Raw genomic sequence first — 13,021 nt, forward strand, 5'->3', positions numbered from 1 at the left:
AGAGCGCTATTTAAACTCTGCCCACCAGCTTGCATACTGGTGGGCAGCGTCTTTTGAGGGGAATAACAATGCGGATCCTGTTGGTGGAAGATGATGTGATGCTGGGCGACGGCATGGTGGATGCCCTGCGCAGCAGCGGCTACACGGTGGACTGGCTGCAGCAGGGGCTGCCCGCCCTGTCGGTGCTCAAGAGCGAGGAATTTGCCGCGCTCATTCTGGATCTCAACCTGCCGGACATCGACGGCATCAGCCTGCTGCGCAAACTGCGCCGGGAAGGCCAGACGCTGCCGGTGCTGATCCTCACCGCCCGCGACGCCCTGGATGACCGGGTGCTGGGGCTGGATGCCGGCTCCGACGACTACATGGTCAAGCCGTTCGCCCTGCAGGAGCTCAATGCCCGCCTGCGCGCCCTGGTGCGGCGCAGCAAGGGGCAGGCCCAGGCGGTGCTCGAATACGGCGAGCTGCAGCTCTATCCCGAGTCCCAGCAGGTCACCTATCGGGGCGAGCCGGTCAAGCTCACCCCCCACGAATACAAGCTGCTGCAGGAGCTCATCACCCAGAGCGGCCGGGTGCTGAGCAAGGATCAGCTGCAGCAGAGCCTCTACGGCTGGGACGAGGGGGCCGAGAGCAACGCGGTGGAGGTGCACATTCACCACCTGCGCAAGAAGTTCTACAGCGACCTCATCCGCAATATCCGCGGGGTCGGCTACATAGTCCCCCAGCTTGAACAGGCCCAGCGCCGGGACCACCGGGCATGACGCGTCCCCGCTCCATCCGCCGCTTCCTGCTCTCCGGCATCCTGGCGCTGGTCAGCGCCAGCCTGGCCATCAGCGCCCTCATCGGGTATCTGGAGGCCAATCACGAGATGGAGGAGCTGTTCGATGCCCGTCTCGCCCAGTCCTCCCGCATCACCAACCAGCTGCTCAGCCGTTATCTGGAGCAAAATGGCGAACTGCCCGCCAACGGCACCGTCTATCAGGACTGGGAACAGCACAACCCGGATCAGTGGCAGAAGGACACCAGCTTCAACCTGCGGGGAGAGGACAGGGAGCTCACCCCCTTCGGCCACGAATTCGAGCGCAACCTCTACTTCCAGCTGCTGAGCGAGCAGGGCCACATACTGCTGCGCTCCCCCAGCGCCCCCAGCCAGCCCCTAGGCGCCCTGGCCCCCGGCTTCAACAACGTCACCAAGGACAACCACGAGTGGCGCACCTTCACCCTCTACAACCAGGACGAGCACACCTGGCTCATCGTGGCGGAGCGGGATGACGAGCGCAGCGAGCTGGCCAGCAAGATGGCCACCCTGGCCATGCTGCCGCTGCTCATCACCCTGCCCTTCCTGCTCGGCCTGCTGTGGTGGCTCATCTCCCGCGGGCTGGCGCCGCTGCGGCAGCTGGCCCAGGCCATCGGTGAGCGCCACCCGGCCAACCTGAGCCCGCTCACCCTGAAGATCCGGGCCCAGGAGCTGACCCCACTCACCAACGAGATCAACCGGTTGATGCACGCGCTGGCCGACACCATAGAGCGGGAGAAGCAGTTCACCAACGAGGCGGCCCATGAGCTGCGCACCCCGCTGGCGGTGCTGCGCATCCACAGCGAAAACGCACTGGCCGCCGAGGATGCAGAGAGCCGTCAGCACTCCCTGCAGAAGATGCTGCTGGCGCTCGATCGCAGCGATCGGCTGCTGCGCCAGCTGCTGACCCAGGCCCGCATCGACAACCAGCAGGGGCTGGAGCTGACCGAGCTCAACCTGAACCAGCTGTTGCAGGGCACCCTGGCCACCCTGGCCCCCATCGCCCTGAAAAAGGATCAGCAGCTGTCGCTGGAAGGCACCGAGCAGCTGACGGTGATGGGGCAGGCCACCCTGCTGGAGCTGATGTTCAGCAACCTCATCGACAACGCGCTGCGCTACACCCAGGCGCAGGGCGAGATCGCGGTCGAGGCGCGCCAGGAGGGGCACAGGGTCAGGGTCGACATTCGCGACAACGGCCCCGGCATCCCCACCGCCGCCCTGTCACGCCTGTGCGAGCGCTTCTTTCGGGTCAATCCCCAGCAGGGGGACGGGGTCGGCCTCGGCATGGCCATCGTCTCGCGCATCGCCCAGTTGCACGGCGCCGATCTCGATATCCACAACCGGCCGGAAGGGGGGCTGGAGGTGAGCGTGCTGCTGCCCGCCCCCTCTCGCCCAGCCTGATCATCACCATAAAAAACGGGGGCCTGGCCCCCGTTTTTTATGTCGTTCGCTTCCCTCAGCGACAGCTCGGCTGCACCGTGAAGGTACGGCTCGAATCCACTGCGCCCAGATCTGCCAGCAAGCGGCGCCCCAGCAACACCGGATAGATCATCTTGCTGCGATCGCGCAGGGTGAACCACTCCTCATACACCTTGTCACCCAGGCAGATGGACATGGTGACCGTGGGGCGCTGCTCCATGCCGCCGGCACCGCGCACCGTCACCATGTGCTCCACCGGTCGCTCCAGGGTCTGGCTCACCTGCCGGTCGGTGTTGGCATCGGTCACCTGCAGGGTAAAGCGCACCCAGGACTTGCCGTCACGCTTGAAATGGCGCAGATCCCGCGCATCGAGCGAGGAGGTAAGCGCCCCGGTATCCAGCTTCATCTTCACCGCCACCCCGCTCGGCATGATGAGTCCCTTCTCAATCCAGCCATAGACGGCAGGATCGGAGGCAGCCCGCGCCGCTCCCGGCAGGGCGAGACCGACCAGCAACAGCAGCGGCATCATTCGCAATCCGAACATCTTCACTCCTTGTCAGGGCAGGGCCGACGCTGGCCCGAGCAGCCCAGAGTGGGGATGGAAAAGGCAGCTGTCAACTGGTGAACGTGGCCGCCTCGCCGCCACCAGCGCGGCCATGGCGCGCAACGTCAGGATCACGCAGCAACATGCCAAACAGGATTCAATCAGGATCTTTCAAGTGAACGAACGGGGAGACATGAGCGGGCTTGGATGAAACCCAAGGCTGCGCTCAGGTTGTGACGCCAAAGGCTACCACAAGGCTTCGTGAATTATCAGTCTTGTTCCGACGGGATTTTTGCCTACACTGTTGTAAACCGGAGGGCCTGAAAACCACCGGTTTTTTTGCGCCTGCCGAAAAGTTGCCACTGCAAAGTGACCTATCAAACAAGGCTCAATAAGGAATTCGTAATGCGTATCGAAGAAGACTTGAAGCTCGGTTTCAAGGATGTCCTGTTCCGCCCCAAGCGCTCTACTCTCAAGAGCCGTTCCCAAGTCAGCCTGACCCGTCAGTTCACCTTCAAGCACACCCAGACCCAATGGCAGGGCGTGCCCGTCATCGCCGCCAACATGGATACCGTCGGCAGCTTCGCCATGGCGCGTACCCTGGCCAGCTTCGAGATGATGACTGCAGTACACAAGCACTACAGCCTTGCGCAGTGGCAAACCTTCGTCAACGAGACCGACCCGGCGCTGCTGGGTCATGTGATGGTCTCTACCGGCACCTCCGAGGATGACTTCACCAAGACCCGCCAGATCCTGGCCATGTCCAGCGCCCTGCGCTTCATCTGCGTCGACGTGGCCAACGGCTACTCCCAGCACTTCGTCGAGTTTCTGCGCAAGATCCGCGAAGCCTGCCCGAACCACGTCATCCTGGCGGGCAACGTGGTCACCGGCGAGATGGTGGAAGAGCTGATCCTCTCCGGCGCCGACATCGTCAAGGTCGGCATAGGCCCGGGCTCGGTCTGCACCACCCGGGTCAAGACCGGCGTCGGCTACCCGCAGCTCTCCGCTATCATCGAGTGTGCCGATGCGGCCCACGGCCTGGGCGGCCAGATCGTCGGTGACGGCGGCTGCACCTGCCCGGGGGATGTGGCCAAGGCGTTTGGCGGCGGCGCCGACTTCGTGATGCTGGGCGGCATGCTGGCGGCCCACGAGGAGTGTGGCGGCGAAATCGTCGATGTGGATGGCGAACCCTTCATGAAGTTCTACGGCATGAGCTCCTCAAGCGCCATGGACAAGCACGCCGGCGGCGTCGCCGAGTACCGCGCCTCCGAGGGCAAAACCGTGCTGCTGCCCTATCGCGGCCCGGTCGAAAACACGGTGCGCGACATTCTGGGCGGGGTGCGCTCCACCTGTACTTATGTGGGTGCCAGCCAGCTGAAAGAACTCACCAAACGCACCACCTTTATCCGGGTACGTGAGCAAGAAAACAACGTCTACGGCAAGGAGTAACCTGCCGCAGCCACCGTCACGCGCTGACGGTTAGAAGCCAGCCAACCGGTGTGCTACCCTGCGCACCGGTTTTTTTGTATCTGGATGCCCTGACATGACCAGCCCCCTCCCCCCGTTTGACTGGGATATCTTCTGCTGCGTAGTGGACAACTTCGGCGACATCGGCGTCACCTGGCGGCTGGCTCGCCAGCTCAAACAGGAAGGCGCGCTCCCGACCCACGGCGATGAGGTGCAGGTGCGGCTCTGGGTGGACGATCTGGCCAGCTTTGCCCGCATCTGTCCGGGGCTCGACCCCGCGCAGGATAGCCAGTGGGTCGATGGCATCCATATCCAGCACTGGCACGATACCCTGCCGGCCGACACCCTCCCGGCCAAAGTGGTGATCGAGGCCTTTGCCTGCCAGCTACCCGCCCCCTTCATTGAACGAATGGCCGAGCAGATAGCGAGCCAACCCAGGCCCCCTTGCTGGATCAACCTCGAATACCTCTCGGCCGAGAGCTGGGTCGAGGATTGCCACGCCCTCGCCTCGCCCCAGCGGGTCGGCAACCAGAGCCTCAACAAATACTTCTTCTTCCCGGGCTTCACGGCCAAAACCGGCGGCCTCTTGTGCGAGCGCGGCCTCATCGTCGAGCGCGAGCGCTGGCAACAGGATGAAGCCGGGCTTGCCGCCTACTGGGCCAGCCTCGGCCTGCCGCCCAAGCAAGAACACGAGCTGCGGGTCAGCCTCTTCACCTACGAGAGCCCCGCCCTGACCAGCCTGGTCGAAAGCTGGTGCCAGAGCGCCACGCCCGTCACCCTGCTGCTGCCGCTCGGACGTTCCCTCAACGACGTGCTCACCGGCGCCGGGCTGGCAACGGCCATTCCGACGGCCAAGGCAGGGGCGCTGCTGCAAGCGGGCAACCTCACCATCAAGCTGCTGCCGATGACCGATCAGGCCGGTTACGATCGGCTGCTGTGGAGCTGCGATCTCAATCTGGTGCGCGGGGAAGACTCCTTCGTGCGGGCCCAGTGGGCCGCTCGCCCCTTCCTGTGGCACATCTATCCACAGGAAGAGCAGGCCCACATGATCAAGCTGGACGGCTTTCTCGACCACTATCTGGAGGAGCTGCCCACCGCCACCGCCCAATGGCTGCGCGGTTTCAGCCACGCCCTCAATCAGGGGGAAAACTGTCGCGATTGGTGGGCGCAATGGCCGGAACACGCCGCGATATGGCGGCAACATGGGCGACCTTGGTCACAGAAGCAGCTCAGGGATGGGGATCTCGTCACTCGGCTGGTGAAATTTTTAGAAAGCCGTATATAATCTGGCAGTTTTTATCTGCCCGTATACGAACAGGAATTTTTACATGAAAACCGCACAGGAAATCCGCGCTGGTAACGTCGTCATGATCGGTACCGAGCCGATGGTGGTCCAGAAAGCCGAATTCAACAAATCCGGCCGTAACTCCGCCGTGGTCAAGATGAAGCTGAAAGGCCTGCTGAACGGCAGCGCCACCGAGACCGTATTCAAGGCCGACGACAAGCTGGAAGTTGTTCAGCTGGAACGTAAAGAGTGCACCTACTCCTACTTCTCCGACCCCCTGTATGTCTTCATGGACACCGAGTACAACCAGTACGACGTCGAGAAAGACAACCTGGGTGACGCCCTGAACTACATGGTTGACGGCATGGAAGACATCTGCGAAGTGACTTTCTACAACGAGAAAGCCATCTCCGTAGAACTGCCGACCACCATCGTTCGCGAAGTCGAGTACACCGAGCCGGCCGCCCGTGGCGACACCTCCGGTAAAGTGACCAAGCCGGCCCGTCTGAAGGGCACCACCTACGAGCTGGCCGTTGCCGCCTTCGTAGAGATCGGCGACAAGATCGAAATCGATACCCGCACCGGTGAGTTCAAGCGTCGCGTCAACTAAGTTGACCCCTTGAATCCATGGTGAAAAAGCGAGCCTCTGGCTCGCTTTTTTTATGGGTGCACGACGCCACCCGGCTGTATTCAAAGCGCAAACATGGCTAAATGGGCAAGCTGGTTTGTGCCATCCTCCGGAGCGCCCCATGACATCTCTGCATAAAGGTCTGTTGCTGCTGTTGACCCTGGTACTGCTGGTCCTCTCCGGCTGGCAACCCTATGACAGGGCGACCTGGTTGATGGAGGTCGCGCCGGTGCTCATCGCCATGCCGCTGCTTGCCCTGACGCACCGCCATTTTCCGCTCACCAGCCTGCTCTATCTGTGCATCACCCTGCACGCCATGGTGCTGATGCTGGGCGGCGCCTATACCTACGCCCGCGTCCCGCTGGGATTCGAGCTGCAGCAGTGGCTCGAGCTCAGTCGCAACCCCTATGACAAGATTGGCCACTTCTTTCAGGGCTTCGTGCCCGCCCTAGTGTGTCGGGAAATCCTGCTGCGCGGTGGCTATGTGCAGGGCCGGCGCATGCTGGCGTTTCTGGTGGTCTGCGTGGTGCTCGCCATCAGCGCCACCTACGAGTTCATCGAGTGGGGGGCGGCCCTCGCGCTCGGTCAGGGGGCGGATGAGTTTCTCGGCACCCAGGGCGACCCCTGGGATACCCAGTCCGACATGTTCTTCGCCCTGATTGGCGCCGTCACTGCCCTGCTGCTGCTCTCGCCCCTGCACGACCGCCAGCTGGCCGGGCTCGCCAGCACCGAGCGGCCGTCACCCTAGCGCTGCCACTTCCCCCTTCAGAAAACCGGCCTGGTGCCGCTAACCCGAATAACCGGGGGAGCGCATTATGGCCAGATTGTTCTTATCACTGCTGTTACTGACCCTGCTGGCAAGCAACCCCTTGCAGGCCAGCGAGGGCACACCGCTGACGCCGCTCGATTACTGGCAGAACAACGACTGGCAGGGGCTGCCCAACAGCACCCAGATCGACAAGCAGACAGTGCTGTTCGCCAAGCACGATAGCGACAGCTATGTGGGGCTGGCCATCCTCTTGCCCGACTGGCAGCGCAGCGGCCAGCTGTGGCAGCTGACCCGTGCCCTCGGTCGGCTCGGCTTCGACACCCTGCTGCTGCTCCCCTCGCCCCAGCAGACCGAACTGGACCCCGCCGCCGAGAAAAAGCAGCAGGCCATCGACGACTTTCGCAAGCAGTTCGCCACCCGTATCAGCAAGCTGGGGGATGCCAAGCTGCAGGAGGGGGGCTTCAAGCTGATACTGGCGCAAGGCACCGGCGCCGCCTGGGCCACCAACCTCATCGCCAGCGAACAGCTGCCCGCCCCCGATGCGCTGGTGCTGCTGGACGGCTTCTTCCCCGACCAGCAGAGCAACCAGATCTTCGCCAAGGAGATCGCCCAGGCCACCATGCCGACCCTCGACCTCTATCAGGAGGATGGCGGACGCTGGCCGCTGCTGGCCGCCGAAGCGCGCAGAAGCGAAAGCCGCCGCAGCCACAAGCTCAACTACCGCCCCTACGCCCTGCTGGAGCTGGATGAAACGCCGACCCGGATCCAGGGCTGGCTCACCCACCTTGGCTGGCTCTGACCCGAAAAATGCCGCCTGCCTCACATCCGGCGCGATTGCCAAGCCATTGAGGCGCAGCAAACTGGCTCTCGGTCGCCGATGTTTGGCATCATGAACGCCTCAACGGCAGGAGGCTCCATGCAGCAAATTGTGTTTCTCGACAGCGATACCCTGGATACCGGCATCACCCTGCGCCACCCCGACTTTCCCCATCACTGGCAGAGCTACCCGAGCACGGCCCCCGAGCAGGTGGTGGAGCGGCTCAAAGACGCCAGCATCGCCATCATCAACAAGGTGCGCATCGGCGCCGCCGAGCTGGCCCGGCTGCCGGACCTGAAACTCATCGCGCTGGCCGCCACCGGCAGCGACAACGTGGATCTGGAGGCGTGCCGCGCCGCCAACGTCGGTGTCTGCAACATCCGCAACTACTCGGGCCCCTCGGTGCCGGAACACGCCATGGCGCTGATGCTGGCCCTGGCGCGCAACCTCTTCTGCTGGCGCCAGTCGCTGCTGGAGGGGCGCTGGCAGCAGAGCGGCCAGTTCTGCTTCTTCGATCACCACATCACGGATCTGCACGGCAAGCGGCTCGGCATCATCGGCAAGGGGACGCTCGGTCAGGCCCTCGGCGAGCGGGCCAGGGGGATCGGCATGGAGGTGCGCTACGCCCAGAGCCAGGTCGGCGCCAGCCACGACGAGGATCGGTTGCCGCTGGACGAACTGCTGCAAAGCGCCGACGTCATCAGCCTGCACTGCCCGCTCACCCCCTACACCCGCAACCTGATTGGCGAGCGGGAGCTCGAGCTGATGAAGCCGGGCGCCCTGCTGATCAACGTCGGCCGCGGCGGTCTGGTGGACGAGGAGGCCCTGCTGCGGGCACTGGCCAACGGCCGCCTCGGCGGCGCCGGTTTCGACGTGGCGAGCGTCGAGCCGCCGCCCCCCGACCACCCGCTGATGCAGGCACTGCAGTACCCCCACTTCATCCTCACCCCCCACGTGGCCTGGGCCAGCGAGGAGTCGATGCAGCGCCTCGCCGATCAGCTGATCGACAACATCAACGCCTTCGCCGAAGGGCGCCGCCAACACCGGCTGGTGTGAGCGGCGGTCGAGCCAAACAAGAGAGGGGCCCATCGGCCCCTCTCTCATTGCTGGCAGCGATCAATCATCGTCGTGCCATCTGTGTTTCTTGTGCTTTTTGTGTTTCTTGTGGTGCCTGTGCTCATCGTCGTAGTAACGATCGTTGCTCTTGTGGCCATCGCCAGTCTTGGCACCGATGGCGGAGCCGCTGGCCCCGCCGACGCCGGCCCCGATCAGCTGACCCGTGCTGCCACCCACGCTCTTGCCGATGGCCGCGCCACCGAGCGCCCCGACGGCGCCACCGAGGGCCGCTTCATTCTTGTTGCCCTTGTTGGCCGTGGCGGCGCCACCGGCCGCACCGCCCAGCGCCGCCCCCACCAGAGCACCGGTATCACCGCCCAGCTCCTTGCCGATCATGGTGCCGGCCACGCCACCTGCACCGCCACCGAGGATGGTATTGAGTGTCTCCGAGGCCTGCGCTACGCCGCTGACCAGCAGCAGTGAGCCCAGCAGGGCCAGGGCGCTCATGCCACGCTTGTTCATCTCCATGGGGTACTCCTGTCAAACCTGATTAATTTCCCCGAACTATACGATTCCCGCCAAAGGGCGCCACTGTCGCAGGAGAGCGACACCGCCTCCCGCACCGCCTGTGATATCGGTCAATTAGCTCATAACATATTGAATCTAAATACGTAAATGACATCGCATGGAAATTGGGCAACGAACGGTGCCGGGGCCCACCGAGCGGCAGGGGTCGCTTAGCCGTTATCCATATGACAGGATCTGTCAGCACCCTGCTCCTGCCGGGTCCGCTCCGTCAAAGACCAGCCATCGCGCCCCAGCCGCTTGCTCCGATAGAGACACTCGTCGGCCCGCTCGAACAGCAGCACACCGTCATCCGGGCTGTGGGCACCGCCCACGCTCAGGGTCACCGTCTCGCGAAACTCGCGCCACTGCTGATTGCGCACCCGCGCCAGCAGCCGGGTCAGCCCGGCCTCCAGTTCGCTGCGCGGCCAGGGCAGCAGGGCGGCGAACTCGTCTCCCCCGATCCGGTAGACGCAGCCACTGCCCAGCTCCGCCACCAGCAGCTCGGCCACCCGGCAGAGCACGCCGTCCCCCACCGTGTGCCCCCAGTTGTCATTGATGCGCTTGAAGTTGTCGACGTCGAACAGCAGCAGCCAGTGGGGAGTGGCGCTCTCCTCCAGTTCGCAGCGGCGCTGGGTGAAGGCCCGCCGGTTCATGATGCCGGTGAGGGGGTCATGCAGCAGGGCGTCCTGCCCCTGCAGAAAGCTGGCCCGCACCTGGTCTATCTCGCTCAGGCTGCTGTGCACGAACCAGGTCTTCAGCTGACCAGAGGGGCTGGCCCGGGTCGGATCCTGCACTATGCCGGTCAGCGAGCCAGCCACCAGCGCCTGCTCCTGATTGAACACCCGCACCAGAAAGTTGATGCTGCAAAACCAGATGGCAAACAGCGAGAGCAGCGGCAGCACCACCATCTGCATGGCCTCCTCGAGGCCGTCGTGAAACAGCTCGGGCGGCAGATAGATGTTGAGATCCCAGTCGATCCCCTCCAGCTCCCGGCGCAGATGGCGGCCATGCCAGATCACCTCCAGTCCGCGGCCCACCACGCCCGTCATGGTCGCCGGCGGCTGATAGAGCGCCATATTGCAGCCCACCACCAGCTGCTCTCCCCCTCGCGATCTGATGTAGATGGCCGCCTGGTTGCGACCCATGGCCCGTTGCAGTGCCTGCTGGATGGCGTTGAACGACATGTCGACCATCAGCAGGCCGAGCAGCTGACCATCCAGCCCCTTTACCCGCTTGATCAGAGTCAGGATCTGCTTGTCCGAGCCGTACTCCTGATAGGGGCCCAACCAGATGAGCTCATCACCCGGCATCGACAGCGCCCGATACCAGGGGCGGCTGGCGGCACGATACTCGGCAGGCTGCTGCCAGGCCGGGTAGCTGCTGATGCGGTCCGTTTGCGGGTGGTAGAAGTAGATGTAGTGGCTGTCGCGCTTGATCTGGTGGGCAATGGCCCAGAGCGGGTTGTCGGCCGGCTCGCCGCGGGCGATGGCGGCCTTGTCCAGCGACGCCTCCAGCACCGCCAGCTGACGCTGGTTGGCCAGCACCAGCTCGTGGATCAGGGCCGCATCGAGGGAAGAGAGCATGTGGCCGTAGCCGGCCACCGTCTTGTCGATGCTGCGCAGATAGCTGGCCGTCGCCAGGGCCAGGGTCACCACCAGCACCAGGGTGCCCAGCAGCAGGGTCAACGAGGTCAACAGGTAGTAACGCCGACTAATCAACCATTGGATCATCAACACCCCGCAAGAAATACTGGAATGCGGGGATTCTACGGTGGCCGGCCAGAATCATTCGTTGATTAAAATCAGCCGTCACGCCGGACAATTGATAAAAAACATATAAACGTGATACCGCTCATCCATGCCGTGGATATGCATATCAACAAAAAGTAAAAACAGTGACCACTGTGCGTTGACGGCTAACCAGGAAGGGGGTGTTATAGTCTATAGCTTGAACAATCGGAGCCGGATGGCCTTGCCAAGGACCACCGAAGACGATTCCCTGTCAAACAAAGGAGATGTTATGAGCAGTCCGTTTATCGAACAGATCAAAGTACGTCGTACCATCTATGCCCTGGGTGACCAGGTTTCCCATACGCCGGAGCAGCTGACCACTCTCATCCAGGATGCCATCAAGCACAGCCCCTCCTCGTTCAACTCCCAGAGCTCCCGCGCCGTCATCCTGTTTGGCGCCCAGCACCACAAGCTGTGGGACATCGTCAAGGCGGAACTGAAGAAGATAGTGCCGCCGGAAGCCTATCCCCAGAGTGAAGCCAAGGTGGACGGCAGTTTCCGCGCAGGTTTCGGCACCGTGCTCTTCTTTGAGGACACCGACGTCATCAAGGATCTTCAGCAAAAATTTGCCCTCTACGCCGACAACTTCCCCATCTGGTCCGAGCACGGCACCGGCATCGCCCAGTTTGCGGTCTGGACCAGCCTGGCCCAGGAGAAGATCGGCGCATCCCTGCAGCACTACAACCCGCTCATCGACCAAGCGGTACACAAGGAGTGGAACCTGCCCGCCAGCTGGCTGCTGCGCGCTCAGATGCCCTTTGGCAGCATCAAGCAACCGGCCGGTGACAAGACCTTCATGAACGACGCCGCGCGTTTTCGCGTGTTCAAATAAGCGCGTCGCCCACCACCCAAGCCCCCGCTCGACGGGGGCTTTTTGTTGTCAGGCCAGCAGCGTCAGCTGCAGACCCGCCGCCTCCTCCTCCACGCTCACCTGGCGCCAGTCCTGGATCAGGGCGCTGATGTTCGGATCCAGCCGCTGCCTGCCCCCCACCTGTACCACGCGGCAACCCGCCCGCAGCGCACTGGTGATGCCGGCTGGCGCATCCTCGAACACCAGGCAATCGGCCGCCGCCAGCCCCAGACGCTCGGCCGCCAGCAGATAGGGCTCGGGATCCGGCTTGCCATGCACCACATCCTCGGCCCCCACCAGCAGGGCCGGCAACGGCAGAGCGGCACTGCGCAATCGATGACGGGCCACCCGCTGACTGGCGGAGGTCACCAGCGCCCAACGCTCGCTCGGCAAACTTGCCAGCAGAGTCCGGGCCCCGGCGATGGCCTCCGCCTGGCCGGTGTGGTTGATCTCCAGCTCGTCGAGCAGGGCCACCTCCTGCGCCATGTCCAGTTGCGGGGCCAGGGCACTGAGCACCTCTCGCGAGCGCACCCCGTGGCACATGGCCAGCACCGGCTCGGGCGCCAGCCGATGGCGGCGGCACCAGAGCCGCCATACCGTCTCCACTTCGCCGGTGGAGTGCACCAGGGTGCCATCCATGTCCAGCAGCAGGGCGCTGGCCCGCAGCACAAGCCGGCTCATGCACCAACCCCTGCCAGGCCGGGTTCGCTCCCCGCCAGAATGTCGCCGAAGGCCCGCCGCTGAGCCGCCTGTTCATAGCAGGCCAGCGCCTGTTCGGCATTGCTCGCCCAGACTTGCAAGGGGCCGACCGCAAAACCCTGCTGCAGCAGACTGGTAAGCAGCTCTCCCGTCTCCGGCGCAGCCAGCGGCTGGGCCAGCACCAGGGTTCCCTTGATCAAAAACAGATAGCGTTCGGCAGGCATGAGATGACTCCTTGTGACGGATCGGATGGGGCCAATGGGGCCCGTGACCAGACCATTAGAACAAGGCGGTTAGATAATTTATAATCACAAAATGGCCACTTTAGATAACCACA

At 63.6% G+C, this 13,021-nt stretch carries 14 protein-coding genes; 9 read left to right on the plus strand and 5 right to left on the minus strand.

Annotated elements, in window-relative coordinates; all coding sequences use genetic code 11:
• Positions 1–68 precede the first annotated feature (68 nt).
• The gene (locus PG900_RS14135) at positions 69–758 is read left to right on the plus strand and encodes a response regulator (RefSeq protein WP_011706997.1); all 690 of its coding nucleotides are present in this window, start codon (positions 69–71) and stop codon (positions 756–758) included.
• The gene (locus PG900_RS14140) at positions 755–2,194 is read left to right on the plus strand and encodes an ATP-binding protein (RefSeq protein WP_049048249.1); all 1,440 of its coding nucleotides are present in this window, start codon (positions 755–757) and stop codon (positions 2,192–2,194) included. Before PG900_RS14135 ends, PG900_RS14140 begins: the two co-directional genes overlap by 4 nt.
• Positions 2,195–2,249: 55 nt before the next feature.
• Here PG900_RS14140 and rloA3 read toward each other — a convergent pair whose 3' ends face one another.
• Positions 2,250–2,756: a retropepsin-like aspartic peptidase RloA3 gene (rloA3, locus tag PG900_RS14145; protein WP_043119333.1), complete on the minus strand. Its 507-nt coding sequence runs from the start codon at positions 2,754–2,756 to the stop codon at positions 2,250–2,252.
• 405 nt (positions 2,757–3,161) lie between these two features.
• On the opposite strand from rloA3, the gene PG900_RS14150 reads away from it, so the two are divergent.
• From PG900_RS14150 to PG900_RS14175, 6 genes are all read left to right on the plus strand, one after another.
• Entirely contained in the window at positions 3,162–4,205 is a 1,044-nt protein-coding gene (locus PG900_RS14150) for a GMP reductase (protein WP_017409231.1), read from the plus strand.
• A gap of 94 nt (positions 4,206–4,299) precedes the next feature.
• Positions 4,300–5,508, plus strand: a complete 1,209-nt coding sequence (gene earP, locus PG900_RS14155; protein ID WP_270831653.1) for an elongation factor P maturation arginine rhamnosyltransferase EarP — start codon at positions 4,300–4,302, stop codon at positions 5,506–5,508.
• A gap of 43 nt (positions 5,509–5,551) precedes the next feature.
• Complete coding sequence (efp, locus tag PG900_RS14160) at positions 5,552–6,118, plus strand: elongation factor P (RefSeq protein WP_011707002.1); 567 nt, start codon at positions 5,552–5,554, stop codon at positions 6,116–6,118.
• 139 nt (positions 6,119–6,257) lie between these two features.
• Positions 6,258–6,884 (plus strand): DUF2238 domain-containing protein, encoded by a 627-nt coding sequence (locus PG900_RS14165; RefSeq protein ID WP_270831654.1) that lies wholly within the window; start codon positions 6,258–6,260, stop codon positions 6,882–6,884.
• Between the two features lie 67 nt (positions 6,885–6,951).
• On the plus strand, positions 6,952–7,704 hold the full coding sequence (locus PG900_RS14170; RefSeq protein WP_011707004.1) for a DUF3530 family protein: 753 nt from the start codon (positions 6,952–6,954) through the stop codon (positions 7,702–7,704).
• 117 nt (positions 7,705–7,821) lie between these two features.
• The gene (locus PG900_RS14175) at positions 7,822–8,778 is read left to right on the plus strand and encodes a D-2-hydroxyacid dehydrogenase (RefSeq protein WP_011707005.1); all 957 of its coding nucleotides are present in this window, start codon (positions 7,822–7,824) and stop codon (positions 8,776–8,778) included.
• 60 nt (positions 8,779–8,838) lie between these two features.
• Here the strand turns inward: PG900_RS14175 and PG900_RS14180 are convergent, their stop codons facing one another.
• Both PG900_RS14180 and PG900_RS14185 read right to left on the minus strand, forming a co-directional pair.
• The gene (locus tag PG900_RS14180; protein ID WP_016351662.1) at positions 8,839–9,306 is read right to left on the minus strand and encodes a YMGG-like glycine zipper-containing protein; all 468 of its coding nucleotides are present in this window, start codon (positions 9,304–9,306) and stop codon (positions 8,839–8,841) included.
• Between the two features lie 209 nt (positions 9,307–9,515).
• A complete protein-coding gene (locus tag PG900_RS14185) occupies positions 9,516–11,075 on the minus strand; it encodes a GGDEF domain-containing protein (RefSeq protein ID WP_270831658.1) in 1,560 nt (519 codons plus the stop codon).
• A gap of 289 nt (positions 11,076–11,364) precedes the next feature.
• Between PG900_RS14185 and PG900_RS14190 the strand changes: the two genes are divergently transcribed.
• Positions 11,365–11,967: a nitroreductase family protein gene (locus tag PG900_RS14190; protein ID WP_270831660.1), complete on the plus strand. Its 603-nt coding sequence runs from the start codon at positions 11,365–11,367 to the stop codon at positions 11,965–11,967.
• Positions 11,968–12,015: 48 nt separating this feature from the next.
• Here the strand turns inward: PG900_RS14190 and PG900_RS14195 are convergent, their stop codons facing one another.
• Positions 12,016–12,666 carry an HAD-IA family hydrolase gene (locus PG900_RS14195; protein WP_270831662.1) on the minus strand — a complete coding sequence of 217 codons (651 nt, stop codon included), beginning with the start codon at positions 12,664–12,666 and terminating at the stop codon, positions 12,016–12,018.
• Positions 12,663–12,908 carry a hypothetical protein gene (locus PG900_RS14200; RefSeq protein WP_011707010.1) on the minus strand — a complete coding sequence of 82 codons (246 nt, stop codon included), beginning with the start codon at positions 12,906–12,908 and terminating at the stop codon, positions 12,663–12,665. Before PG900_RS14200 ends, PG900_RS14195 begins: the two co-directional genes overlap by 4 nt.
• Positions 12,909–13,021 lie beyond the last annotated feature (113 nt).

The sequence above is a fragment of the Aeromonas sp. QDB03 genome, assembly GCF_027707985.1.
In the GTDB taxonomy this organism is placed as follows: domain Bacteria; phylum Pseudomonadota; class Gammaproteobacteria; order Enterobacterales; family Aeromonadaceae; genus Aeromonas; species Aeromonas hydrophila.

Excerpts from the sequence above, each read along its gene's own strand:
- PG900_RS14190 (WP_270831660.1), top strand. The coding sequence starts at position 11,365 with ATGAGCAGTCCGTTTATCGAACAGATCAAAGTACGTCGTACCATCTAT.
- PG900_RS14185 (WP_270831658.1), bottom strand. The coding sequence starts at position 11,075 with ATGATCCAATGGTTGATTAGTCGGCGTTACTACCTGTTGACCTCGTTG.
- PG900_RS14135 (WP_011706997.1), top strand. The coding sequence starts at position 69 with ATGCGGATCCTGTTGGTGGAAGATGATGTGATGCTGGGCGACGGCATG.
- rloA3 (WP_043119333.1), bottom strand. The coding sequence starts at position 2,756 with ATGTTCGGATTGCGAATGATGCCGCTGCTGTTGCTGGTCGGTCTCGCC.
- efp (WP_011707002.1), top strand. The coding sequence starts at position 5,552 with ATGAAAACCGCACAGGAAATCCGCGCTGGTAACGTCGTCATGATCGGT.
- earP (WP_270831653.1), top strand. The coding sequence starts at position 4,300 with ATGACCAGCCCCCTCCCCCCGTTTGACTGGGATATCTTCTGCTGCGTA.
- PG900_RS14180 (WP_016351662.1), bottom strand. The coding sequence starts at position 9,306 with ATGGAGATGAACAAGCGTGGCATGAGCGCCCTGGCCCTGCTGGGCTCA.
- PG900_RS14200 (WP_011707010.1), bottom strand. The coding sequence starts at position 12,908 with ATGCCTGCCGAACGCTATCTGTTTTTGATCAAGGGAACCCTGGTGCTG.
- PG900_RS14175 (WP_011707005.1), top strand. The coding sequence starts at position 7,822 with ATGCAGCAAATTGTGTTTCTCGACAGCGATACCCTGGATACCGGCATC.
- PG900_RS14170 (WP_011707004.1), top strand. The coding sequence starts at position 6,952 with ATGGCCAGATTGTTCTTATCACTGCTGTTACTGACCCTGCTGGCAAGC.
- PG900_RS14150 (WP_017409231.1), top strand. The coding sequence starts at position 3,162 with ATGCGTATCGAAGAAGACTTGAAGCTCGGTTTCAAGGATGTCCTGTTC.
- PG900_RS14140 (WP_049048249.1), top strand. The coding sequence starts at position 755 with ATGACGCGTCCCCGCTCCATCCGCCGCTTCCTGCTCTCCGGCATCCTG.
- PG900_RS14195 (WP_270831662.1), bottom strand. The coding sequence starts at position 12,666 with ATGAGCCGGCTTGTGCTGCGGGCCAGCGCCCTGCTGCTGGACATGGAT.
- PG900_RS14165 (WP_270831654.1), top strand. The coding sequence starts at position 6,258 with ATGACATCTCTGCATAAAGGTCTGTTGCTGCTGTTGACCCTGGTACTG.